This is a genomic window from Pseudofrankia coriaricola (genome assembly GCF_001854805.1).
Classification (GTDB): Bacteria; Actinomycetota; Actinomycetes; order Frankiales; family Frankiaceae; genus Pseudofrankia.
In genome coordinates this window covers 1-25,607 of record NZ_MBLO01000081.1, presented here as the reverse complement: position 1 = coordinate 25,607, position 25,607 = coordinate 1, and the positions used below count along the sequence as shown (strand labels likewise).

Sequence of the window (25,607 nt, the reverse complement as noted above, 5' to 3'; positions counted from 1 at the left end):
CGGCCGTCGCGGGCCGGTACACCCGGCAGCCGTAGCCGCTACAGGCCCACGACGCCAGCCGACACGCCGCCCACGACTTTGTCGCAGCCCTGCTGGAGGGGCGGCCTCGTATTGTGCGCGGCGCTCAGCCTGGCACCTGGCCTCGGGAACGAGTGGCGGCGTGAGCCGCCTCCATGTTTGTGTCTTTTCACCGGGGTTGGTTCAGGCGGCCTGGCCGGGTCTGTTCTGGCCGGGTCGGGTCTGTTGTTCGTAGGTTACGGGGCTCAGTCCGCCGCAGGTCGAATGGCGGCGTTTGGTGTTGTACCAGTCGATGTAGTCGGCGACGGCGTTTTCGCCTCGGCGCGGGTGGTGAACTCGTGTCGGGTGAGTAGCTCGAATTCGAGTGTGGAGTGCCAGGACTCGATGACGGCGTTGTCCAGTGCTGAGCCGGTGCGTCCCATCGACTGGGTGACGCCTGATTGTCGGCAGGTGTCGGCGAAGTCGGTGGCGGTGTATTCACCTCCCTGGTCGGTGTGCAGCACAACGCCGTCGACGTGGCCGCCGCGGGCGGCGATGGCGGCGAGCAGCGCGGCCGTGGCCAGCGCCGGGTTGTGGCGGGAGCCGAGGGCGAAGCCGACGATGCGACGGCTGTGCAGGTCCAGGACCGAGGCGAGGTAGAGCCTGCCCTCGTCGTTGGGGATCTCGGTCAGATCCCCGACCCAGAACCGGTCGGGGGCCTCGGGCGGGGAGAAGTCGCGGCGCACCAGGTCCACCGGCTTGGCGGCGTTGCGGTCGGCCTTGGTCAGGCCTCGGCGGCGCCGGCGGCGCCGCGCCGCCAGGCCGAGCTCGGCCATCAGCGTCGCGACGGTGTTCTTCGACACCGACCAGCCACGGGCGCGCAGCTCGGCGGTGATCCGCGGCGAGCCGTAGGTGCCGCGGTGCAGGTGGAACAGCCAGCGCACCGTCTCCGCGAGCGCGCGGCGCCGGGCGCGTCGCACGGACTGGTCGCCGTGGCGCCACTTGTAGAACCACGACTCCGACACGCCCAGCTGCGCGCAGGTCACGCTGTGAGGAATGTCGTGCTCGGCCCTCTGGGAAGCGATGAACCCGGCCAGTCCTACCGGGTCTGGCGGCCCATCGCCTCGTTCACCCAGAGGGCCACAGATCGCTTGAGGACATCACGCTCCATCGTGAGCCTGGCGTTCTCCGCCCGCAGACGATCCAGCTCCGACCGCTCGTCCTCGGACAGTTCGCCCTTCTTTTCTCTACGACGCGCCGCGTTCACCCAATTTCCCAGCGTTGTCTCGTGAACCCCCAGGTCACGGGCCACGGCCGCGACCGGCTTTTCGGTCTCGAGAACGATACGGACAGCGCCTTCCTTGAACTCCCGATCGAACTTACGACGCGATTCCACGACAATCGCCTCACCCTCTACTCGCGATGTTCTCCACGCTCAGAGGGGAAACTCACTTCGCGGTGTCCCCACGGACTCGAAGCAGCACCAGCCCGAGAACGCTGCGTGTCAGGCCGTAGAGCAGGGACCACACCATGACCAGTCAGCCTGCCCGACGCCGGCCCGCTGCCACACGAAAGTGCAGGTCATCGCCCGAATCGGGGTTCTGGAGCCCCACACGATGCGGTGACCGCCTAACGCCGTGCCGATGGCGGCCAAGCCGGGCGTTCACCGAACCAGGCTGGACAGCGAAGCGCCTGCGGCACAAGGAATGTAGGGAGTTCCCCGATGCCCGCGGCCGCTGGCCGCTGTTGACTTGATCAGGTGCGGGCCGTGGGGGCGATTGGGCGATGAGAGCCAATAGGTGGCAAATGACGCGTGACAGACCCCAGTCGTCGTGGGCTCCGCTGGCCGGCAGCCGATCGAGGGCAGCCGGGTGCTCGCGGTGGCGATGAACGGGTCGGCGGGCGAAGCAGCCTCGTGGCCGGCGCCCGGATCCGGGTCGCTGGCGGACGGCCGGGCGGTCGCTGGGCCCGGGCGGACCAGCGGAAACAGCGCCCGCGGCATTTCTGGCGGGGCCGGCACCGCCAGCGGGGCGGGCGTGGCCGGCGGCATGGGGGCGGCGCAGACCGGCGGCGGCGGCGCCGCGGCGTCACCCTTCAGCCCGCCAAGTGTTTCGCTTCCGCGGGGCGGCGGCGCGGTGCGCGGCATCGGGGAGAAGTTCGCCGCCAACCCGGTGACCGGGGCGGGATCGTTGACGATCCCGCTGCCGGCGAGTCCGGCCCGTTCGGGCTTCGGCCCGTTGTTGGCGCTGGCCTACGACTCGGGCGCGGCGCACGGCCCGTTCGGGCTCGGCTGGTCCGTCGGACTGCCGTCGATCACCCGCCGGACCGACAAGGGCCTGCCCACCTACGACGACGCCGGCGAGTCCGACGTGTTCCTCCTGGCGGGCGCCGAGGATCTCGTCCCGGAGCCGGGCGTCGGCGGCCGGCCCAGGCGCCGGTCGCGGACCGTCGGCGGGACGGCCTACGAGGTCACCCGGTACCGGCCGCGGGTCGAGGGGCTTTACGCCCGGATCGAGCGGTGGACGGCGGCCGGTTCCGGCCGGACGCACTGGCGCTCGATCAGCCGTGACAACGTCACCACGATCTACGGGCGGGACGGAGAGTCCCAGATCGCCGACCGGCCCGACGAGCCGGACGATCCGGACCCCGCCCGCCGCGTGTTCAGCTGGCTGATCTGCGAGTCGTTCGACGCGCTGGGCAACGCGGTCGTGTACCGCTACGCGGCGGAGAACGACGCGGGGGTCGACCTGACCGCGGCGCACGAGCGGCACCGGCCCAGGAGCGCCCAGACGGCGAACCGGTACCTGAGATCCGTCCGCTACGGCAACAAGAGGAGCAGGCGGGCCGACCCTGCGCCGCCGCGCGACGCGGACGACGGGTGGCACTTCGAGCTGGTCTTCGACTACGGCGACCACGCCCCGACGCCGGTGCCCGGGAAGGACGCCGAACCCGGCCACGCCTGGCCGACGGCGGCACCGACCCCCGGGCGCGCCTGGCACTGCCGCAACGACCCGTTCTCCAGCTACCGCGCCGGCTTCGAGGTGCGGACCTACCGGCTCTGCCAACGGATCCTGATGTTCCACCACTTCCCCGGCGAGCCGGGCGTGGGTTCGGACTGCCTCGTCCGCTCGCTGACGCTGAGCTACCGCGACGACCGGGGGATCGACACCGACCGGCGGCTCGGCGGCCCGGCCGGCGCGTTCCTGGAATCGGTGACGTTGACCGGCCACCGCCGGACCGGCGGCGCGGCGCCGGGCGGCGGCCCGACGGCGTACGCCTCGGCGTCGATGCCACCGCTGGAGCTGGTCTACAGCACCGCCCAGATCGGCTCACAGGTGCGGGAGCTCGACCCGGACAGCGTCGCCAACCTGCCCGTCGGCCTGGACGCGCCGCCGTACCGGTGGGTGGACCTGGACGGGGAGTCGATCTCCGGGGTGCTCGGCGAGCAGGCCGGCGCGTGGTTCTACAAGCCCAACCTCGGCGACGGCCGGTTCGGCCCGGTCCGGGCGTTGCCGTCGGTCCCGTCGACGGCGGGGGCGCCGGGCACCCAGTTGCTCGACCTGGCCGGCGACGGCCAGCTCGACGTCGTCGCGCTCGCCGGGCCGCTGCCCGGCTTCTTCGAACGCGCCGACCCGCTCACCGACCCGGCCGGCCACCCCGGCGCCCCGGACGCCGATCCCGGCTGGCTGCCGCACCGGTCCTTCCGCTCGCTGCCCGCGCTCGACTGGGACGACCCGGCGCTACGTTTCGTCGACCTGAACGGCGACGGCCACGCCGACGTGCTGATCACCGGCGACGACACCTGGGTCTGGTACCCGTCGCTCGGCGAGGACGGGTTCGGGCCGGGCATCCGGCTGCCCGCGGCGCGCGACGAGACCGCCGGCCCGCGGCTCGTCGTCGCCGACCGGCGGCTCGCGATCCACCTCGCGGACATGTCCGGCGACGGGCTCGCCGACCTGGTCCGGGTCCGCGACGGCGAGGTCTGCTACTGGCCGAACCTCGGCCACGGCCGGTTCGGCCCGCCCGTCGTGATGGACCGCTCCCCGGTCTTCGACCGGGGCGACCAGTTCGACCCGGCGCGGCTGCGGCTGGCCGACCTGGACGGTACCGGGCCGACGGATCTGGTCTACCTGGATGCGGCCGGCGTCGACCTCTACCGCAACGAGCTGGGCAACGGCTGGTCGCCGCCGCGGCGGTTAGCGGCGTTCCCGCCGGTCGACGACGTCACCTCGGTGTCGGTGGTGGACCTGCTCGGCCGAGGAACGGCCTGCCTGGTCTGGTCGTCGCCGCTGCCCTGGGCAGCCGGCCGGCAGATCCGCTATGTCGATCTGATGGGCCGCAAGCCCAACCTGCTCGTCGGCGTCCGCAACAACCTGGGTGCTGAGACGGCGATCGGCTACGCGTCGTCGACCCGGTTCTATCTGGCAGACAAGGCCGCCGGCGTGCCGTGGGTGACGCGGCTGCCGTTCCCGGTGCACGTCGTCGAGCGGGTGACGACGTTCGACCGGGTGAGCCGGAACCGGTTCGTCACCCGCTACGCCTACCACCACGGCTACTTCGACGGCGTCGAGCGCGAGTTCCGCGGCTTCGGCCGCGTCGAGCAGTTCGACACCGAGCACCTCACGGCCCTCGGCGACGGCCAGGAGCCGGACCCGGAGCCGGACGGCGGCGCACCGGACGACGGCGAGGCGGGCGGCTTCCCGGCCGGGGAGAACGAGGACCCGGCGGCGAGCCTGCCGCCGGTGAAGACGGTGAGTTGGTTCCACACCGGCGCCGCCGCCGCCGGCGCCGGCCGGCTCTCGGCGCTGTTCGCCCACGAGTACTATGGCGCCGGCTCCGACGGAGGCGCCGAGGCTGGCGCGGCGGCCGGCTGGCTGCTCGACGACACGCCACCCCCCGAGCGGCGGGACGGGGACGGCCGGCTGGTGCCCGCGGCGGACCTGGCGCCGCTGCCCCCGGAGGCGTTCCGCGAGGCGTGCCGGGCGTTGAAGGGCCGCCCGCTGCGCCAGGAGGTGTACGCCCTCGACGGCTCGGACCGCAATCGGCACCCCTACACGGTCACCGAGCACAGCTACACCGTCGAGGTGCTGGCCGACCCGGCGGGCGGCCGGCCCGGGGTGTTCGCCGTCCATCCGCGCGAGACCGTGACCGTCAGCTGTGAACGCGACCCGGCCGACCCGCGCGTCGCCCACGAGGTGGTGCTGGACGTCGACCCGTTCGGCACGGTCACCCACGCCGTGTCGCTCGCCTACGGCCGGACCGCGCCGGACCCGGCGCTGCCTGCGCGCACCCAGAAGACGCAGGCGACCACGCTGGTCACCGAGACCCGGACGGCCGTCACCGGCCTGATCTTCGCGGAGCACGACGACCAGCCCGGTGCCGCGGCGGCCGAGCCCGATGCCTACCGCGTCCCCGCGCCCTACGACGTGGTGACCTACCAGCTCGCGGGTCCCGGCTTCGACGACGCGGCACCGAAGATCACCCGCGTCAGGCTGGCCCGCCTGCTGGCCGGGAACGGCGGCGGCCTGGCGGCCGGGGTGACCCGGACACTGGTCGGCCGGTCGGTCACCCGGTTCCTGGCCGACGGCCTCGACGGCCCGCTCCCCTGGCGCGCCGCCGGCGCCCGGGGCCTGACCCACGAGACCTACCGGCTCGCGCTCACCACCGACCTGCTGACCGGCCCGCTCGGCGGGCGCGCGACCACGGCGAGGCTGCGCGACGCCGGCTACGTCCAGCTCGCCGACGCGCCGGCCCCGCCCGGGCAGCCGGCGGCGCTGCCCGACGCCTGGTGGGCGCCGTCGGGAACGGTCCGCTACGCGCCGGCCGACGTCGGCGATGCCGCGGCGGCCGTGCTCGGCTACGCCCGGGCGCACTTCTTCGTCCCGCGCCGCTTCGTCGACCCGTTCGCCGCCGCGGCCGTCGCGGCCCACGGACCGTCCACGCTCTGGGCGACCGACGTTCGTTACGACGACTACGACCTGGTGCCGGTTCGGGTCGTCGACCCGATCGGCAACGTCGTCTCGGCCGGCGAACGCACCGCGGCCGGCGCGCTCGACGGCCGGCCGCGCGTCGACTACCGGACGCTCGCCCCGACGCTGGTCACCGACCCGAACCGCAACCGGACGGCGGTCGCGCTCGACGCCCTCGGCCGGGTCGCCGCGACCGCCGTCCTCGGCAAGAAGACCGGCCCCGACGCCACCGGCGACGACCTCGCCGGGGCCGCGGCCACGCCCGACCTCGCCACCGCGACGGTCGAGGCGTTCTGGGCCGACCCGCTCGGCCGCGCCGGCCCCGGCCCTCACCCGGCGTCCGCCCGCGCGCTGCTCGGCGACGCGACCACCCGGTTCGTCTACGACCTGGCGGCGTATCAGCGGACCAGGGACAGCGACGACATCCAGCCCGCCGGAGTGGCGACGATCGCCCGGGAACGCCACGTAGCCGACGCCGATCTGGCCGCCGGGGAACAGAGCCCGTTACAGATCTCCTTCAGCTACTCCGACGGCTTCGGCCGGGAGATCCAGCGGAGGCTTCCGGCCGAGCCCGACCCGGCGCTGGCGGTGCCGCGGCCGGACCGCTGGGTCTGCTCCGGCTGGGTCGTGCTCAACAACAAGGGCCTGCCGGTCCGCCAGTACGAGCCCGCGTTCCGCCCGTCGCACCGGTTCCAGTTCGGCCTCCGCGACGGGGTCAGCCCGATCCTCTGCTACGACCCGCTCGGCCGGGCCGTAGCCACCCTGCACCCGGACCACACCTACTCCAAGGTCGCCTTCGACGCCTGGTCCCAGCGCACCTGGGACGCCGCCGACACGGCCGCGCTGCGGCCGGGCCAGGTCTCGCCCGACCCCGGCCCTGTGCCGGCGCCGGATCCGGACGCGGCCACGCGCGGCAACCCGGCCGAGGACCCCGGCGTGCGCGGCTTCGTCACCCGACTGGGGTGGGGTGAGCACCCGCCAACCTGGTACCAGCGGCGGACCACGGCGTCGGCCGCGGAGCGGCAGACCTCTTTCGGTGACCTGGCCGACCTCGAACAGCGCCTGGCGCCGAAGGCCCTCGCGTACGCGGCGACGCCGACGGCCGTCCAGCTCGACCCGCTCGGCCGGCCAGTGCTGACAGTCGTCCACAACCGGGTGCCCGACACCTCGGACCCGAACTGGCGGGACCTGCGCTGGGATCAGCTTGGCTGGGTCGATAGCTTTCAGCGCACCCACGTCGAGCTCGACATCCGCGGCAACCAGCTGCGGATCGACGACTGCGCCGACCGCCGCGCCGACCCGCCTGACGAGAACGGCGACCGCGTCGTCGTCCGGTATTCCTACGACCTCGCCGGGGGCCGGCTCGCCGAGCACAGCCTGGAGGCCGGCTCCCGCTGGCTGCTCACCGATGTTGCGGGCAAGCCGGTGGCCGTCTGGGAGTCGCTCGACCAAGGCGCGCAGCGGCTTCTCGTCACCGACTACGACCCGCTACGCCGGCCGACCGCCGTCCGGCTCGCCCTGCCCGCGACGGCGCCGAACCCGGTCACCGTCGCCCGGACCATCTATGGCGAGAACGCGCCGGACCCCGAGTCCGCGAACCTGCGCGGCCAGGTCTGGCGGGCCTACGACGGCGCCGGCCGCACCGAGCACACCTACGACCTGAAGGGCAACCCGATCTCGGCCGCCCGGGCCCTCGCCGTCGACTACCGCGCGGTGCTCGACTGGGCGACGAACCCGGAGCCCGCGCTCGAACCGGAAACGTGGACGGCGGTCACCGCCTTCGACGCGCTGGACCGCCCAACCCGGCGCACCCACCCCGACGGGACCGTCGTCGCCCTCGCCTACAACGAGGCCGGGCTGCTCACCCGCGTCCACGCGCACATACCCGACGATCCGCCCGGCCTCGGCACGGACACCGACCTGGTCACGAACCTCGACTACAACGCGCGCGGCCAGCGCACCCGGATCGACTACGGCAACGGCGTCCGCACCGAGTACACCTACGAACCGGAAACGTTCCGGCTGCGCACGCTGAAAACGATCCGCCCCCGGCCGAAATTCAAGGCCGACGGCCCGGCGCCGCCCGACCCCGACGCGCCCCCCGGCACTCCGCCGGACCGGCGCGCCGAGGTCCAGAACCTTTCCTACGTCTACGACCCGGCCGGCAACCTCACGCACATCGCCGACGACGCCCAGCCGACTGTCTTCCGGCTGAACACCCAGATCAGGGCGGCGGCCGACTACGTCTACGACGCCACCTACCGGCTGATCGAGGCGACCGGCCGCGAGCATCTCGGCCTGGCGTCGGCCGCGGCCGGCCACCAGCCGCCGACCAGCTGGAACGACGCCCCCCGGGTGAACCTGCCGGCCGAGACGGACCGGCAGGCCCTCGGCAACTACCACGAGCGCTACACCTACGACGTCGCCGGCAACCTCACCGAGCTCGACCACCGCGGCACCGACCCGGCCCACTCCGGCTGGCGCCGAACGTTCGCCCACCGGTGGCCCAGCCAGCTCGAGCCGAACCCGACGGCCGAAAAGCCCGTGCAAGTCTTCAGCAACCGGCTGACCGCCACCACGGTCGGCCCGTCGAACGCGCCGGGAACCGTCGAGACCTTCGACTACGACGAGCGCGGGAACATGAGCCTGCCCTGGCTCACCGGCTTCTCCTGGGACTACCGCGACCAGCTCGCCTCGTCGTCCCAGCAGCGGGTGACCCAGCTCGGCGCCCGGCCGCGGACGACCTACTACGTCTACGACGGCGCCGGCGAACGTGTCCGCAAGGTCACCGACGACCACACGCTCGCGGGCGACCCCGTGCGGCCCGCCGCCGAGCGCGTCTACCTCGGCGACTTCGAGCTCTACCGCACCTTCGGCGCCGACGGGAATCCCACCCTGGTGCGCTCCACCGTGCACATCCTCGACGGCGAACAGCGCGTCGCCCTCATCGAACGCCGCCTCGCAGGCCAGGACGCCGCCGCCGTCGACCGCGTCGTCGTCCGCTACCAGCACGCCAACCACCTCGGCTCCGCCACGGTGGAGCTCGACCAGTCCGGCGACCTGATCTCCTACGAGGAGTACTACCCCTACGGCTGCACCGCCCTCTCCTTCACCCGCACCGGCGTGTTACCAAAACGCTACCGCTACACCACCAAGGAACGCGACGAAGAAACCGGCCTCACCTACCACGGCGCCCGATACTACGCACCCTGGCTAACCCGCTGGACAGCGTGCGATCCACGAGGTCCGTCAGACGGGCTGAACGTCTACGGATATGTGCGATGCAACCCCGGCATTCTCAGCGATCCCAGCGGAACCGCCGGGGAGTATCAATGGCATCTGATCCAACAAACGGACCTTCGATTCACTCTTACTGCCACAGCTCGGGGCGACGGAATCAATCAGGCCATCCGCAACATGTCGCAGAACCTCGCCAATCAGTGGATGTACGGAAAAGTTCAAGTCGGTCACGTAAAGCCATTGGTAACAACTCCAGCAGGCGAGAGCGGACCCGCTTTCATTCAGCTACAGTCCGAGAACGCATCGCAGGGCGCTACGCTCGACAAGGCCGCGGGCCAGGCAGCCGCGGCCAGCGGGGCGCTCAAACGAGTAGGCCGGGCCGACATGACGGCCACGCCAGGAACTAAGTATGGCGGCCCGCAGATACCGGAAGCGTACGACGGCCTGAGCAGGGCCAAGTCGGCTCCAGTTCTTCCATCCACGCCGGCTGGCTCCGGTCCGCCTACAAGCGCTCTGCCCGCGGCGCCCACCAGTGAAAAGCCAGGACCAGCGCAACTGCGGCTTGGCCTGTTTCCTTCCGACGACGTCGACGGCCCCGCGAGCGGGCCGAAAAACACGACCGGCGGAACCAGTTCAACCCCGACCATGACAAGCCTTTCAGCTGCGCGCGGATCGCTCGCCACGAGGATTTCTGGCGCAGCCAGTGGAGGTATGACGAGAGTCCTCTCGGGGGCCAGATCCCTAGGCGGGACACTCAAGCAGGGTGTCAAGTCGATGATTCCCGGATCCGACGTGTACGACTATGTCAAGTATACGGTCGGCGGTGGCAGCCTGGCCGCCGGCGCACAAGCCATGCAGGTGGGGGTAAGAATGGCCGCGTCGTCGGCCGGAACCGCGTTGCGAACCGCCGCGACAGTTCTTACGACGACGGTCGAGGCCGGCGCCGCGGGGACTGCGGCAATGACCGGTGCGGCAGTCGTCGCCGCGGCCGGCTCGGTTGCTCTTGCCGGTGCCACTGTTCATGCCGCCGCGACGGGCCAGAGTACGCCTGTCGACGTGGCGGACAGGTACTGGGGAACACATTTTGGTGACATTTACGGCTGGGCTACCGGCCAATACTCCGGCCGATGACCCAATGGTCACAAGCGATCTGCAGCTGTCGACGTGAAGCCGTCGGGACAGGGGTTCGGTGATGAAAAGGATCACGGCTGGGCTGCGCCCGGGGATGGGCGGGGCCGCTGTCGGGGATCTGCAGGACGGGCTGGTGGTGGTGCTCGACCGGCGGGTGCTCGAGCTGGCCGACGACGTCCGGGCCCAGTTGGTCGTGCCGCTGGTGGCGGAGCGGCAGGAGGCGCGGTACGGCGACGGGACGGCGAAGGTCGTGGCGCTGTTCCAGGAGCGGCGAGGGCTGGCGGCGACCGGCGAGGTGGACGACGCGACGGCGCGGGCGCTCAACCGCGAGCTGGAGCGGCTGGGCGAGCTCGACGGCGGCGTCGACGGTCCGCCGTCGCGGTACCTGGTCGCCGGGCTGGTCACCGACGGCGAGGCCGCGCCCGGCGTGGGCCTGCGGGTGGACGCGTGGCACCTCGGCGAGGGCGCGCGGGTCCGGCTCGGCACCGACACCACCGACGCGGGCGGCCGGTACACGATCGCCTACCAGGGGCTGCCGGACGGCGGCGCGCTCCGCCTGCTGCTGACGGTCGCGGCCGGCCCGGACGGCGAGCAGCTCACCAGGTCCGACGTGATCGACGGCGTCCGGCCGCTGGAGACCGTCGACCTGCGGTTCTTCGCCCCGGCCGTCCCAGCCCGCACGCTCGCCGGCACGGTGCTGCTCACCCACGGCGTCCCGGCGGCCAACCTGAGCCTGCGCCTGTACCGCCGCGGCTTCGGCGGCACGCTGACCCGCCTCGACTCCACCACCACCGCGGCCGACGGCCGTTACACGTTCGGCTACGACCCGGGCGGGCGGGCCGTCTCCCTCGAGGTCCGGGCCGTGACGGCAGACGGCGAGGAGATCGGGCTGTCGAAGCCGCTCACCCACCTGGGCGGCGAGCCGACGGTGCGGGCCGACCTGATCGCGCCGGCCGGCGCCGTCCGGGCGGAAGCGGAGTACCTCCGGCTGACCGCCGCCCTCGGCCCGCACCTGCCCGGGCCGGAGGCGCTGGCCACCGCCCAGGAGGACGCCGAGCGCCAGGACCTGTCGGGTCTCAACGCGCTCACCGGCTGGGACGCCCGGCTGCTCGCGCTGGCGGCCGTCGCCGAGCGGCTGCGCGCCGACCCGGACGCCGCGGCGCTGCCGGCGCAGGGCCTGTACGGCCTGTTCCGCGCCGGCCTGCCGACCGACAAGCACCTGCTGGCGACCGTCGCCCCGGACGTCGTCGCGGACACGCTCACCGGCCTGCACGGCCGCGGCATCGTGGCGATGACCCCGGCGGAGATCAACGAGTTCCGGACGGGTTTCGCCGCCTTCGCCCGGAAGACCCGCCTCGGCCTGCCCGCCCCGGGCTCGTCGAGCACCTTCGGCGAGCTGCTCGACCTGGCGGGGATCGGCGACGCCCAGGACACGTTCGTCGACGTCCTCCTGCGCGGCGGCGACCCGGAACACCGGGACGGGGCGCGCGCGGACGACGCGCCGGCGGGTGCCCGCGGCGTCGCGGGGTCGCCGCTGTGGGACCGGGCCCGGGCCGCGGGCGTGCCGGAGGCCGCGATCGGGAAGCTGCGCTGGCAGGGCAAGCTCGCGTACCTGGCGGGCAACGGCGCACGCGTCACCGAGCTGCTCATGTCCGAGCTGACCGACGACGAGACGCCGCCCGAGGCCGGCGCCGGGGCTGTGCCTCTCCGGTTCAAGGACCCGGCGACGCTCGTCGACAAGGGTCTGCACAGTGCCGGCGAGTGGAAGCGGCGGGTGCGCGCGCTCGCGGCGGACGACACGGCGCTGGGCGCGCTGATCCCCGCCCGGTACCGGGGCGAGACCGTCGAGGCGCGCCTCGACGGCTACTCCGCGGACCTGGCCCGCAAGATCCGCCTGAGCTATCCCACCCAGGTCGTCACCCGGCTGGTCGCGACCGGCGCGCTCGACCTCGGCCCGGACCGCGACGGCACGGTCGCGCTGCTCACCGCCGCGGCCGGCGCCGGCTTCCGCCTCGGGCACACCCCGGTCGACGCTTTCCTGACCGCCGATCACGCCCCGACGGCCGGGCTCGAACCGGCCGAGCTGACGGCCGCGACCGAGCAGGTCAGGATGCTGCACCGGATCTACCAGCTGACCCCGACCGACGAGGCGATGCCGGTGCTCCTCAAGCTCGGCCTCACCTCGGCCCACGACATCAGCGCGCTCCGGGAGACGGATTTCCACCGCGTCTACCAGGCCGAATACCTCGAGATCCACGGCGAGTCCCCACCCAGGGAGCTCACCCGGCTGATCTCGCGGAAGGCGAAGCAGATCAGCGCGCTGGCCTACAACCTGTTCGGCGTCACGCAACGCCTGGACACCGACCCAGGCATGTTCGCCGTCTCCGGCACGCCGGCGGCGCGCGCGGCGGCGCTCGACGGGCTCCGGTCGGCACTGAAGAGCTACCCGACGATGGAGTCCCTGTTCGGCTCGCAGGACTTCTGCGCCTGCGAGCACTGCCGTTCCGTGCTCAGCCCGGCGGCCTACCTCGTCGACCTGCTGCAGTTCGTCGAAGGCGAGCCGCAGGCGTGGGCGAACTTCACCGCCCGCTGGCGGGCGAGTACCGGCACCGAGTACGAGCCGCCGGGCCACCTCCGGCCGTTCAGGGCGCTGACCGACCGCCGCCCCGACCTGCCGTACCTGGAGCTGACCTGCGCGAACACGTCGACGGCGCTGCCCTACATCGACGTCGTCAACGAGATCTTCGAGTACGTCGTCGCGCACAACGCCCTCGCGATGGAGGCCGCCCGGCAGACCCCGCCGGGGGCGGCCACCGAGGACCTGCTCGCCGAGCCGGCGGGCGTCGAGGCGGCCGCGTACCGGACGCTGCTCGCCGACGCCTACCCGTTGACGGCGCCGTTCGACCTGTGGCTGGAGACGGCGCGGGAGCTCTGCGCCCGCCTGGGCGTGCCGCTGGCCGAGCTGCTCGACACGCTGCGGCCCACCGACGACCTGTTCGCCGGGAAGGACACGGCCTACGGCCGGGCGGAGGTCTTCGCCGAGCAGCTCGGCGTCTCCCCCGCCGAACGGGCGATCCTCACCGACCCCGACCCGCTCGCCGGCTGGTGGACGCTTTACGGGTACGCCACCCGCGACCTCGCGGTCACGCCCGACCCCGATCCCGACACCGGCCAGCGGGGCGATCTGAACTCGGCCAAGGCGCTCAGCCGGGCGCTCGGCGTCAGCTACACCGAGCTGGTCGAGCTCTTCACGACCCGGTTCGTGAACCCGGCCCTGCCCGCGGCGGCCCTCCTCACCAGGCTCGCCCTCACCGTCGCCGCCGCCCGCGCCTACGTGGCCCCGGGCAACGCCGCCTTCCTCCAGGCGAACAGGGACCTCCTCGGTGCCGAGCTCGACGACGTGCAGCGGGCCCGACTCAAAGCGCTGAACGCTGCGGACTGGACCCGGCTGACCGAGCTGGGCGCCGTCGACGCCCGCATCGTCGACCACGCCGCCCGGTTCGGCGTCACCGCGGGTGACCTCCGTGACCGGCTGGCGGCGATTCCGTTCGACAAGATCCTCGTCCTCGCCGAACCGGGTGGCAGCCCGGACTTCGACGCGACGATCGTCCGCCACGCCGACGGCGCGCCCGCCGACGCCGAGGCGTTCCTGCGGCTCAACCTGTTCGTCCGGCTGTGGCGCCGGCTCGGCTGGAGCCTCGCGGACACCGACCGGATCCTCGTCGCGCTCACCCCCGGCACCACCCCGGCCTGGTCCGACCGGCCGCTCGAGACGGCCCTGATCCACGTCGCCCACCTGCGCGCGCTGGCCGCGCGGCTGTCGCTCCCCCCGGCGGCGGCGAGGCTGCTGGCCCTGTGGTCGCCGATCCCGACCGACGGGGAGGGCTCGCCGTACGCCCAGCTGTTCCTCAACCCCCGCATCCTGGCGACCGACCCGGTCTTCGACCACCCGACCGGCGACTACCTGGACGCCGGCTGGCTGGCGGACCAGGCCGCCGGCCAGCCGGCCGGCTTCACCTTGCTCGCCGGCCACCTGCCCGCGATCCAGGGCGCCCTCGGCCTGACCGCGGGCGAGATCACGGAGATCCTCGCCGACGCCGGCCTGCCCGCGGGCACAGCCGCGCTGTCGGTCGCCAACCTGTCGGTGCTCCACCGCTACGCGCTGCTCGCGAGGGCACTGCGGCTCACCGTCCACGAGCTGATCACCCTCAAGGCCCTGTCCGGCCGCGACCCGTTCGCCCCACTCCACGACGGACCGCTCGGGGAGCTCGCGGACGACCACCCGTTCGTCGACACGCTGGGCTTCCTGGACGCCGTCGACCAGGTCCGCGCCAGCGGTTTCGCCATCGACGAGCTCGACTTCCTGCTCCGCCGCCGGGTCGACCCGAAGGGCCGCTTCCGGCCCGACCCGGCGGCCACCCGCCGCCTGGTCGCCGGCCTCGCCGACGGCCTCCGGGCGGTCCGGGCCGAGCCCACGCTGCCCGCCGACCCGGCCGCGGCGGCCGAGCGGGTCCGCAACCTGGTCGCCAGGACCGTCGCCGACCAGTCCGGCGCCGACCCGGCGACGGTCGCCGCGCTGCTCACCGACGAGAAGCTGCTCAGCCCGGCGGGCGCCGGGGCCGCGGCGCTGCTCCCCCTGTTCGCCGCGGCCGCCGCCGACGCCGCCGATGACGCCGCCGCCGCCGCGGCGGCGATGGACGCGGCCGTCGACGCCTACGAGCTGCTCGGCGCCGCGCTGCGGCTGGTCGACGGGCTCGGGCTGACCACCCGCGAGACCCGCCACCTGCTGGCGCACCCCGCCGGGTGGGCCGGCGTGAACCTCGGCGAGCTGCCGATCGGGCCCACCGGGGACACGGCGGCGCAGCGGGCGGCGGCCCGCCGCCGGTTCGCGTGGTTCCGCCGGCTCGCCGAGTACGCCGCCCTCAAGGCCGAGATCGCCCCGGGCAGCGACGACCTGGTGGCGGTGTTCGAGGCAGACGCCTCCGGCGCGGCCAACCGGCTGGCTGCGTCGGTGTACCCGCTGATCGCCGCCCTGACCCGGCGCGACCCCGCCGTCGTCGCTGCCACCGCGGCGAACCTGTTCCCGACCCCCGCGACGCGCGCGTTCGGCACCGACGTGCCGGTCCGGCGGCTCTGGGAGGCGCTGCGGCTGGTCGAGCGGTTCGGCGTCCCCGTCGCGACGCTGCGCCGGTGGACGCGGATCGTAGTGCCCGACGAAGACGACACCGACACCCACCGCGCCGACGCGGCCCAGCAGCTGCGCAACGCCGTCAAGTCCCGGTACGACGACGAGACGTGGCGCCGCGCCGCCCGGCCCGTCTTCGACCGGCTGCGGCAGCGCCGGCGCGACGCGCTCGTCGCGCACGTGATGCGCCGGCACGACTTCACGCGGGTGGAGCAGCTCTACGAGCACTACCTGCTCGACCCGGGCATGGAGCCGGTCGTCCAGACGTCGCGGATCCGGCTCGCCATCGCCTCCGTGCAGCTGTTCGTCCAGCGCTGCCTGCTCGGCCAGGAGGCCCAGGTCCCGCCGGCGGCGATCGTGGCCGCCGACCAGTGGGAGTGGCTGAAGCGGTACCGGGTGTGGGAGGCCAACCGGAAGATCTTCCTGTACCCGGAGAACTGGCTGGAACCGGAGTTCCGCGACGACAAGTCGCATCTGTTCGCCGAGCTGGAGGGAAAGCTGCTGGCCGACGACGTCTCGCCCGACGCCGCCGACGCCGCCTTCCTCGGCTACCTGCGCGGCCTCGAGGAGCTGGCCCGGCTGGACGTCGTCGCGATGCACCTCGAGGAGGGCGCCACCGCGAACACCCTGCACGTCATCGGGCGGACGTTCGGCGTCCCGCACAAGCACTTCTACCGGCGCTATGCGGACTACACCTGGTCGCCCTGGGAGCCCATCGGGGTGCCGGTCGAGGGCGACCACCTGGTCCCGGCCGTGTGGCGGGAACGGCTCTACCTGTTCTGGGTGACCTTCCGCGACGAGGAGGGCGAGGCGGCGGGCGGCGCCGCCGCCAAGGCCGACCCGAACAAGGAGATCTCGCTGCCGACGGTGCAGCGCAGCGTCGAGGTCCAGCTGCACTGGACCCAGCGGGTCGACGGGGTCTGGCGCGAGCCCGAGACCAGCGAGTACGCCGGCCCGGACGCCACCAGGATCCGCCACCTGAAGGTGGACGCGGGTTTCACGCCCCGCTCGACGCCGGTGCACCTGACGGTGGTGCCCGACCCGCCCGACGGCGCGGCGGTCAAGCCGGCGCCGGCGGGCGCCCCCGCCGCGGGCCTCTACCTCACGCTTGGCGCGCCGGTCAGCAAGGCCTTCTACCTCGCCAGCCGCCACAGCCCGGTCGAGCCGAAGGTCGAACAGACCCGGCCGGCGATCCCGTTCGTCGTGTCCGCCGACGCCAAGGTTCCATGGCCGACGCGGTATGCGGGAACGGGCCGGCTGAGCGCCAGCCTGCACACCAAGATCGACACTGCGGGCGCCGACGCCCCGCCGGTCCCCCTCGACATCTTCACGCGGGCCGGCGACTTCCAGCTGCTGCCCACGAACAACGTCCTCACGCTGGGGCTGTCCGACGAGGCCGTCGAGAAGGCCGAAAACCCCCACGCGGTCCGCGCGGCGATCGCGGGCGGCCTCGCGGAGATCGAGGCGCTGATGCGGCCGGTGTTCTTCCAGGACCGCGACCACACGCTCTTCCTCGAGCCCGAGGTCGTCGAACGGACCCTCGACGAATGGGACGACTGGGTGACCACGACCCCCGAGCAGGGCAGGTCCGCGTCGACCTGGGAACCTCCGCCGCTCGTGTTGGAGAAGGTGGTCACGCCGTCCACGCCCAAGGGTCCGCTCCAGGTCCCCACAGAGCTGTTCGATGCCGGCTCGGGCGGCGGGCTGGTCGTCCTCGACTCTCTGATCGAGACGCTGGACGCGGCCGACTGGCTGGTCAACCCGGCGACGGCGCTGCTGTTCGACGGCACCGTCGTCGGCCCGGCCGGCCGCGCCCCGATCGACCTGTTCCCCGCCGCGGCGGCGGCCGGCCGCGGCAGGGCCGTCGTCGTCGAGGTCGGCAGCGCCGTCCCCGCCGGGCACGTCGCCGTTCTCGCCGACGGCGCGGCCGGCGCCGGCGGGCTGACGATCGCGGGCGGGCTGACCATCGTCGGCGCCGGCGGCCTCGGCAGCGCGCTCGCCCAGAACCCGACGCGCGACCTGCGCCTCGGCCCACTGACCTCGGGAGTGTTCCGATGACGCCCTTCGCCTTCGACGACTCCCTCGGCCTGCACGGCGCCGTCGACCGGTCCCTCTCCCTGGCCACCAAAGCCCCGGCCAACGGGGCCCGGCAGGAGACCTACGAGACCCGGCCCCACATCCTGCGGGAACGCGAGCTCCGCTACCGGGTCAGCCTGCACGCGCATCCCTACGCCGAGTTCCTGGCGCGCCGCCTGGCCCGGGAGGGCGTCGCGGGCCTGCAGGCGGCGGACACCGAATACGCCGAAGGCGGCCCGTCGCTGCCCGAGAGCGTCGAGGTCGCGCTGCCCGCCGGCACGGCCCTGACCGTGCCGGCCGACGTGGCCGGGACGCTGCTGGTGACCGACCCCGTCACAATTCCGACGACGGGGGCGGTCGACGTCGAGCTGGCAGGCTCGACACGGCTGCGTTTCCAGGGCCCGGCCTCCGTGACCACGGCCGGGGAGCTCCGCGTCACCCTGGTCGCGGGCCTGGCGGACACGCCGCCGCCGGGCAGCCCAGTCACGCTCGCCGGGCAGCCGGCCTTCCTGCCCGCCGACGCGGCCCTGTCCTGCGCCGGCGCGACGGTCGCCCTGCTGGGCGGCCTGACCGGCACCCTGCCCGCCCAGTCCAGGGTGCTGCTCCAGCGGGGCACCGAGCTGCGGCTCGCCGCGGGCACGGCGGCGACGCTGCGCGCCAGCCGCCAGGTGCCGAAGGACCTGTACCAGGACCTGATGACCGCCTACGCCCCGACCTCGCTGGTCGAGCGGCCCCGGCCGGCGCGCGACCTCGACTTCAGCTCCAACGGCGCCTACGCCGTCTACAACTGGGAGCTGTTCTTCCACGCGCCGCTGACGATGGCCGTGCACCTCAGCAAGAACGGGCACTTCGCCGAGGCGCAGCGCTGGCTGCACTACCTCTTCGACCCCACCGACACCAGCGACGGGCCCACGCCGGCGCGGTTCTGGAAGGTCCGCCCGTTCCAGAGCACCGACGTCGAACGGGTCGCGGACCTGCTCACCGGCCTGGCCGGCCCGGACAGCGCGACGCGGCGGGATACGGCCGCCAGCCTCGGCGCCTGGGAGCGCAACCCGTTCCGGCCGCACGCCGTCGCCCGGTTCCGCCCCCAGGCCTACATGTACAAGACGGTGATGACCTACCTGGACAACCTGATCGCCTGGGGCGACTCGCTGTTCCGGCAGGACACCGGCGAGGCCGTCGACGAGGCGCTCACCCTCTACCTGCTGGCCGCCAGCATCCTGGGCCCCCGCCCGAACCCGGTTCCCACCTCGGCAAGCGCCCGGCCGCGGACGTACGCGAGCCTGAGCGCCGACCTGAAGAAGTTCGGGACCGTCCTGCAAGGCCTCGAGCCCGTGCTGCCCTTCGATCTCCTGCCGCTGCCGGCTGACGACCCCGCCGTCGGCGCGGGCGACGCGGTGCCCGCCGGCTCCGGCGGCGACGCGCGCGGCGCCGTTGTCCGCTCGATCGGCCAGGCGCCGTACTTCTGCGTGCCGCCCAACGACAAGCTGCTCGGTTACTGGGACACGGTCGCCGACCGGCTTTTCAAGATCCGTAACAGCCTGAACCTGCAGGGCGTGTTCCGTCAGCTCGCCCTGTTCGAGCCGCCGATCGACCCGGCGCTGCTCGCCCGCGCCGCCGCGTCCGGCGTGGACGTCGCCGCCGTCGTCAGCGGGCTCGACCAGCCGCTGCCGCTCGTCCGGTTCACGGTGCTGGCGCAGAAGGCCGCGGAGCTGGCGAGCGAGGTGAAGGCGCTGGGCGGCACGCTGCTGTCGGCGCTGGAGAAGGAGGACGGCGAGGCGCTCGCCGCGCTGCGTTCCCGGCACGAGCGGGCCCTGCTCGACCTGACCGAGCAGGTCCGATACACACAGCTGCAGGAGAGCACGAAGGCTCGGGAGGCGCTCGAGGGGTCGCTGGCGCAGGCGGCGCACCGCTACGCCTACTACGAGCGCCAGCTCGGCCGGTCGGCCGAGGAGGTGAGCAAGGCGGTGCCCAAGCTCGCCGAGCTGGACGCCGAGGCGCTCGCGAAGCTCGCCTTCACCGCGGCCGAGCCCGCCCTCACGCCGCGCGGCATCGACGCCGACCTCGCCACCGGCGTCTTCGCCCAGGTCGCCGGGTTCCTCGCCGGCGGGAAGCTGCTCAGCTCGTACGAGGTACGCGAGACCCTGCTGCTGGAAACGGCGCAGATAGCCACGGACATCGGCAACGCGCTGTCGGTCGGCGCGTCGCTCGCGAGCGTCCTGCCGCAGCTCAGCGTCGACCTGACGCCGTGGGGAATAGGAGGCAGCCTCAGCTTCGGTGGGTCGAACATCGGCAGCGGCATCCAGGCGACAGCGGGGGCGGCCAGGGGCATCGCCGACCGGCTGAACTTCGAGGCGCGCCGAGCCGCGCGCATCGACGGATTCGCCCGGCGGGAACGGGAGTGGGCGCTGCAGAGCGGCCTCGCCGCCCTGGAGATCAACCAGATCTTCAAGCAGCTGCGGGCCGCGCAGCTCCGGGAGGCGATCGCCCGCCAGGAGCTGCGCAACCACCGCAAGCAGAAGGAGCAGGCCGCCGAGGTCGAGCTCTTCCTCAACGAGAACGGCACCGAGCGGGCCGGGAAGACCACGAACAAGGCGCTCTACGCCTGGCTGCGGCGCGAGGTCAGGGGCCTGTACGCGCAGTACTTCCAGCTCGCCTTCGACGTCGCGAAGAAGGCCGAGCAGTGCCTGCGCCACGAGCTCGGCGACGCCACGCTGTCCTACCTGAGCCAGGGCCACCCGGCCGGCCGGGAGGGGCTGCTCGCAGGCGAGCGCCTGCACTTGGACGTCAAGCGCATGGAGCTGGCCTACCTCGAGCTCAACCGGCGCGAATACGAGCTGACGAAACACGTCAGCCTGCTGCAGGTGAACCCACTGGCCCTCGTCGAGCTGCGGGCCGCGGGCACGTGCACGGTGAGCCTCGACGAGGCCCTGTTCGACCTCGATGGCCCCGGCCACTACTTCCGGCGGATCCGGGGTGTCGCCGTCAGCGTGCCTTGCGTCACCGGCCCCTATGCCGGCGTCGCCTGCACGCTCACGCTCCAGAGCAGCCGCATCCGGGTCACCGCGACGGTAGGTGACGGCGAAGCCTACGCCTACCAGGGGCCCGACGACGACAGATTCTCCGGCTTCCACGGCGGCCTGCGGTCGATCGTCACCAGCTCCGGGCAGAATGACGCCGGAATGTTCGACCCGAACGCGCCCGACGAGCGCTACCGGCCCTTCGAGAACTCCGGGGTCATCAGCACCTGGCAGCTGCGGCTGCCGGCCGACCCGGGCGCCGGCGAGCCGACGTCGTTCGACTACGACTCGATCGGCGACGTCATCCTGCACCTGCGCTACACCGCCCGCGCCGACGACGCCCTGCGCGGCGCGGCCATGGCGGACCTCAAGGACAAGATCGCCAAGGCGCGCGCGGTGGGGTCACAGCGGCTGTTCTCGCTGCGCCACGAGTTCCCCTCCGCCTGGGCCGCGTTTACCGCGGCGCCGGCCGCGGCGAACGCGTCCCGGCCGTTGACGGTCACGCTGACCGAGCGGCACCTCCCCTTCTGGAGCGCCAGTCTGTCGAAGCCCGCCGTCATCCGGGCCGCCCGCCTCATCGTCCGCTCGGAGGAGGAGGTCAAGGTCGCGGGCCCGGCGGGCAGCGAGGCGACCACCGACACCCTGGGCCCGTACCTCACCGGTCTCAGGAGCACGGTGCTCACAAAGGCGCCTATCCCGGTCCTGGGCGTCGACTGGACCGTCCGGCTGTTCGACGAGAACCGCGAGATCACCGATGCCTGGCTGGTCGTCGACTGGGGCGCACCCGACGACGAGGATCACTGACCTGAGACTCACGGGGGCGAGGGCTGGGTGATCATGAGGCGGGTGAGGTCGGTGCGGGAGCGGAGGCTGAGCTTGCGGTAAATGTGGGTGAGATGGGCCTCGACGGTCTTGCGGGACATGAACAGGGCCGCCGCGACCTCCGCGTTGCTCAGGCCCTGGCTGATGGCGCGCGCGATCCGCAGTTCCTGTGAGGTGAGCAGTCCCAGGGGCTGTGGTGGAGCCGCGGCGGTGATCGGTGAGCCCGCCGCGGCGAGTTCCGCCGCGGCCCGGCTGGCCCAGGGGCGGGCGCCGAGTGCCTCGAAGGTGGCGTGCGCGGCGCGTAACGGCTCCCGGGCCGGGCCCGGGCGGCGCAGGCGGCGCATCACCTCTCCCTCGCACAGCTGGGTCCTGGCCCGTTCGAACGGGTAGTCGTGGCGCTGGTGGGCGTCGCGAGCCAGGGCGAACGCGGCCTCGGCGTCGGCGAGGCGGTCGGCGGCCAGCCCACGGCAGCGGGCGGCGGTGGCCGCCGGCCAGGCCAGGCCGGTGGCTTCGGCGCGTTCCTCCAGCCAGTCGAGCACCTTCTCGGCCGAGCTCCGCTCGCCGCCGCGGAGGTGCGCCTCGGCGAGGTCGGCGGCGAACGGGACGACGACGGGGTTGTCGAGGCCGCCGCGCAGCGCCGGGCCCCAGGCCCGCTCGAGCTGGGTCACCGCGGGGCCGTACTCGCCGTGACTGAGATGCTCGAACCCGAGGACGGCGGCCTCGAGGATCGTCACCCCTCTGATCCGCAGGGGCCCGGCGGTGCGCCGGAGGTCGTCGATGTGCTCCTCGAACCGTGCCCGGTCTCCCCTCGCGGCGGCTATCCGGGCAAGCGAGACCAGGGAGTAGGCGATCGAGTTGGCGTGGCCGAGCTCGCGGGCCCACTGGAGCGCCTCGTCCGCGTCGGCGTCGGCGTCCGCCCATCGGCCGGCCCGGATGTCCAGCTCGGCACGGACGCTCAGCGTCTGGCGCAGCAGGGCGGGGGTGCCGCGCAGCCGGGCCTGGTCGACCAGCCGGCCCAGCAGGCCGGCCGCCGCGGTGTCCTGCTCCAGCCAGGGCAGGCATTGCGCGGCCCACGCCAGCGTCTCCAGGTCGTTGCCGGGGTCGGCCGGCGAGAGCCGTGGGCGCACCGTGCTCAACAGGTCCTCGGCCTCACGCACCCGCCCGGCGAAGGCAAGGGTCTCGACCAGTGCCACCACCACAGGCAGCGGCGGCCCTTCGCCCGCCGGCGAGGTGCCCCGTCGTGGCTGGCCGGCCGTGGCGAGCGAGTACGCCCGTTGGGCGTCCAGGAGCGCGAGGTCGAACCGGCCGTCCGTCGCGGCCGGGAAGACAGCCTCCGCGAGCAGGGCGGCGGCCCTGGCGGGCTCGGTGTCCGCGAGAGTCTCCGCGGCGGCGGTCAGAAGCTGGCGCGCCTGCTCGACCCGGCCGGACCAGGCGAGGATCCGGCCGCGCAGCAGGTCGATGTCGGCCCGCAGGCCCGCGTCCGGTTCCGCGGCGGCGATCCGCGCGGCCTCCTGCGACCAGGCCATGGCCGGCCCGAGGCCGGCCAGGTAGGCGTGCCGGGCGGCCAGCAGCAGCCGTTCGGCGCGGCGGCCCGGGCGGGCAGTCAGCTCGGCGGCCCGCCGCCAGGCCAGAGCCGCGGGAGCGTAACCGCCGCGGCGGGCCGCGTCGGCCGCCACCGCGGCGAGCGACTCTGCCACCCTCTCGTCGGGTCCGGTGACGGCGGCGGCGCCGTACCACGCCTTCAGCTCCCCGGAGGACGTCTCGGTGAGAGCGCGGTAGGCCCGCAGCCGGGCCGACAGCGGCGCCCGGCGCAGGACGACCGGCCGCAGCAGCGGGTGGCGGAACCTGACCGCGAGCGGCATGGCGTCAACGCCGGCCTCCGTGTCGGTCAGCAGAAGCCCGGAATGCTGGGCAGGGTCGAGATCGGCGATGTCGAGCCCGGCCGCGGCCAAGGCCGCGGCGACGACTCCGAGGTCGCCGGACCGGCTGGCCGCGACGATCGTGAGTGCGTCCTGGGCTCGGGCGGGAAGCCGGTCGAGCCGCTTGGACCAGGCGAACTCCAGCTGGTGGCTGGGCGGCAGGTCGCCGAGCGGTGTCTCACCGCTGCGCTGAGCGGGCGACAGCAGCGCCGCGACCTCCAGCAGAGCCAGCGGGTTGCCACCGGTCCAGTCGACCAGGGACGCGAGAACGTGGTCGGTGACGCCGAGACGGTGCGCCGTGAGCAGCTGCGCGCATGCAGGCCGGGTCAGGCCACGAATGTCTATCGCGGGCAGTCCCGGCCGGTCGTACCGGTCCGGCGGGTCGGGCCGCGCGGTCAGGACGATAGCGACGCGCTCGGACGCCAGCCGGCGGGCGACGAACAGGAGCACCTGAGCCGACGAGGGATCGACCCACGGCAGGTCGTCGACGAGAACGACGAGCGGTTGGCGCTCGCTCGCCTCCGCCAGGACGTTCAGGGTCCCGGCACACGCCGGGTACGGGCTCGCGACCTCGCCCCCGGCCAGCGCCAGGCAGATCTCGAGCGCGGACCGCTGCGCCTCGGGAAGATCCGGAAGGTGCTCCCGCAGCGGGAGAAGCAGGTCCGCGAGCACGGCAAAGGGCAGCGACGCCTCCGACTCCACCCCACGTAGCCGCAGAACGCGGGCACCCACGCCGGGAGCGACCGCGGCACGGGCCGCATAGTCCAGCAGCGCGGTCTTGCCGACCCCGGGCTCTCCGCTCAGGAGCAGCGCCGCGCCCTGCCGCGACACCGCGGCAAGCACCTCGTCGAGAAGCCGCCGTTCCCGGTCCCGCCCCACGATCACGGGGCCGGAAGGTCGCGCGCCGTCGCGCGGAGGAGTGTCGTCGGCCGCGTGCATGAACCCCCCGGTCGCGATCCGGCGCGAGGCTGCCGCCTCGGCCCACATCCTGCCGTGAAACTCCTGCACTGGAGGCGAAACCGGGAAAGGAGACCACCGGACCGGGCCCGGACACGGCTGCCTGGCCTGGATCTTTCGAAGGGTCCGATCTGCCGCGGGTCCGGCGGGTCGACCTGGCCAAGCCCGTCCCCCGAGGCTGTACCGTGCCAGAACCCGGTTTCGGGCGTTGACCTGGGATTTCTCCCTCCGCCGCCGTGGTGGATGATCGTGGTTCATGGTGGTGCGGCTGGTGTATCTGGTCCTGGTGCGGGTGTTCGGCTGGCTCGTCCTGCTGACCCGCAGCGACGCAGCGCGGACGACGGAACTGTTGGTACTGCGCCACGAGGTCGCGGTGCTGCGACGCCAGGTCGGACGTCCCCGGTTCAGTTGGCCAGACCGCGCGGTCCTGGCCGCGCTCGCCCGGCTGCTACCCCGGGAGGTCCGGTCGTGCCAGCTGGTGACCCCGGCGACGCTGCTGGCCTGGCATCGCCGCCTGGTCCGCCGACGATGGAGCTACCCGCACCAGGTGGGCCGCCCGCCGGTGGCCTAGGAACTGCGGACGCTGGTGATCCGCCTGGCCCGCGACAATCCCACCTGGGGTCATCGCCGTGTCCAGGGCGAACCGCTCGGCCTGGGGTATCGGATCGGCGCGGGCACGATCCGTCGGATCCTCGCCGGCGCAGGTCTCGGCCCGGCACCACGACGCGACGCCGACACCACCTGGCGCACCTTCCTCCAAGCCCAGGCCAGCGGCCTGCTGGCCACCGACTTCTTCCACCTCGTGCGACGCGAAGTCGCAATGTGTGAGTGAGCCGAACGAAAGGAGGGTCGACGTGGTCGACGATTCGGCTCCGGGCTAGTGCTCACAGCCCGTCCCCGCCTCTGGCATGCGTCGTGTGTGCATTCAATGCGCGGGGTGTGAAGCCCGGAGGGAAGCCCAAGGGCCGGTGATCCATCCACGGGCTACAGGCAAGGGGAAGACCGGAAGGGTGAATAAGGTGAATCCTTGATGGAAGCCCCGTTAAGAAAGAACGCCGACGATGGGACGCTGGTTCGGCGGTTAGGGCCTGCCGTTGGGAAGCGGCGGTGGCAGCTGGGGGGATGTGCCTGGCTGTGCGGGTACCACGGCCCCGGGGTACAGAGGACACCCGACACCGGCCGTATCTCATGCGTGTGGAACACGGAAACCGTGCGCCACGAGGCGCCATGGCACCAAGTGGAGGTGGAAGACCTCGCCGCTGGGCTGTCGCAGCAGCCTAGCGAAGCTGGG

At 73.2% G+C, this 25,607-nt stretch carries 7 protein-coding genes and 1 pseudogene; 4 read left to right on the top strand and 4 right to left on the bottom strand.

All coding sequences use genetic code 11. The annotated features are described in order from the left end of the window. Nucleotides 1-201: 201 nt before the first annotated feature. From BCD48_RS55615 to BCD48_RS14290, 3 genes are read right to left on the bottom strand one after another with little or no spacing between them, the layout of a single operon-like run. Nucleotides 202-312, bottom strand: coding sequence for an IS3 family transposase (locus BCD48_RS55615; protein WP_349308017.1), 111 nt, complete (start codon nucleotides 310-312; stop codon nucleotides 202-204). Further along, complete coding sequence (locus BCD48_RS14295) at nucleotides 264-1,082, bottom strand: IS3 family transposase (RefSeq protein WP_274536528.1); 819 nt, start codon at nucleotides 1,080-1,082, stop codon at nucleotides 264-266. The genes BCD48_RS55615 and BCD48_RS14295 overlap by 49 nt, the downstream gene beginning before the upstream one ends. 14 nt (nucleotides 1,083-1,096) lie before the next feature. Continuing rightward, nucleotides 1,097-1,393, bottom strand: coding sequence for a transposase (locus BCD48_RS14290; protein WP_071048859.1), 297 nt, complete (start codon nucleotides 1,391-1,393; stop codon nucleotides 1,097-1,099). Between the two features lie 436 nt (nucleotides 1,394-1,829). Between BCD48_RS14290 and BCD48_RS14285 the strand changes: the two genes are divergently transcribed. The 3 genes from BCD48_RS14285 (at nucleotide 1,830) to BCD48_RS14275 (ending at nucleotide 21,422) form a co-directional block, all read left to right on the top strand. Beyond that, entirely contained in the window at nucleotides 1,830-10,337 is an 8,508-nt protein-coding gene (locus BCD48_RS14285; protein ID WP_071048858.1) for a SpvB/TcaC N-terminal domain-containing protein, read from the top strand. Nucleotides 10,338-10,398: 61 nt separating this feature from the next. After that, nucleotides 10,399-17,580, top strand: coding sequence for a neuraminidase-like domain-containing protein (locus BCD48_RS14280; RefSeq protein WP_083418622.1), 7,182 nt, complete (start codon nucleotides 10,399-10,401; stop codon nucleotides 17,578-17,580). Next, nucleotides 17,577-21,422, top strand: coding sequence for a Tc toxin subunit A-related protein (locus BCD48_RS14275; RefSeq protein WP_071048856.1), 3,846 nt, complete (start codon nucleotides 17,577-17,579; stop codon nucleotides 21,420-21,422). The genes BCD48_RS14280 and BCD48_RS14275 overlap by 4 nt, the downstream gene beginning before the upstream one ends. 8 nt (nucleotides 21,423-21,430) lie before the next feature. Here BCD48_RS14275 and BCD48_RS14270 read toward each other — a convergent pair whose 3' ends face one another. After that, nucleotides 21,431-24,346, bottom strand: coding sequence for an AAA family ATPase (locus BCD48_RS14270; protein WP_198543238.1), 2,916 nt, complete (start codon nucleotides 24,344-24,346; stop codon nucleotides 21,431-21,433). A 226-nt stretch (nucleotides 24,347-24,572) separates the two neighbouring features. Between BCD48_RS14270 and BCD48_RS46225 the strand changes: the two are divergent. Further along, nucleotides 24,573-25,118: pseudogene (locus BCD48_RS46225) on the top strand (integrase); the annotation flags it as partial. Nucleotides 25,119-25,607: the final 489 nt, after the last annotated feature.

Bases quoted from the DNA above. Each gene is read 5' to 3' on its own strand.
- BCD48_RS14280 (WP_083418622.1), top strand. From the start codon at position 10,399: ATGAAAAGGATCACGGCTGGGCTGCGCCCGGGGATGGGCGGGGCCGCT.
- BCD48_RS14275 (WP_071048856.1), top strand. From the start codon at position 17,577: ATGACGCCCTTCGCCTTCGACGACTCCCTCGGCCTGCACGGCGCCGTC.
- BCD48_RS14270 (WP_198543238.1), bottom strand. From the start codon at position 24,346: ATGTGGGCCGAGGCGGCAGCCTCGCGCCGGATCGCGACCGGGGGGTTC.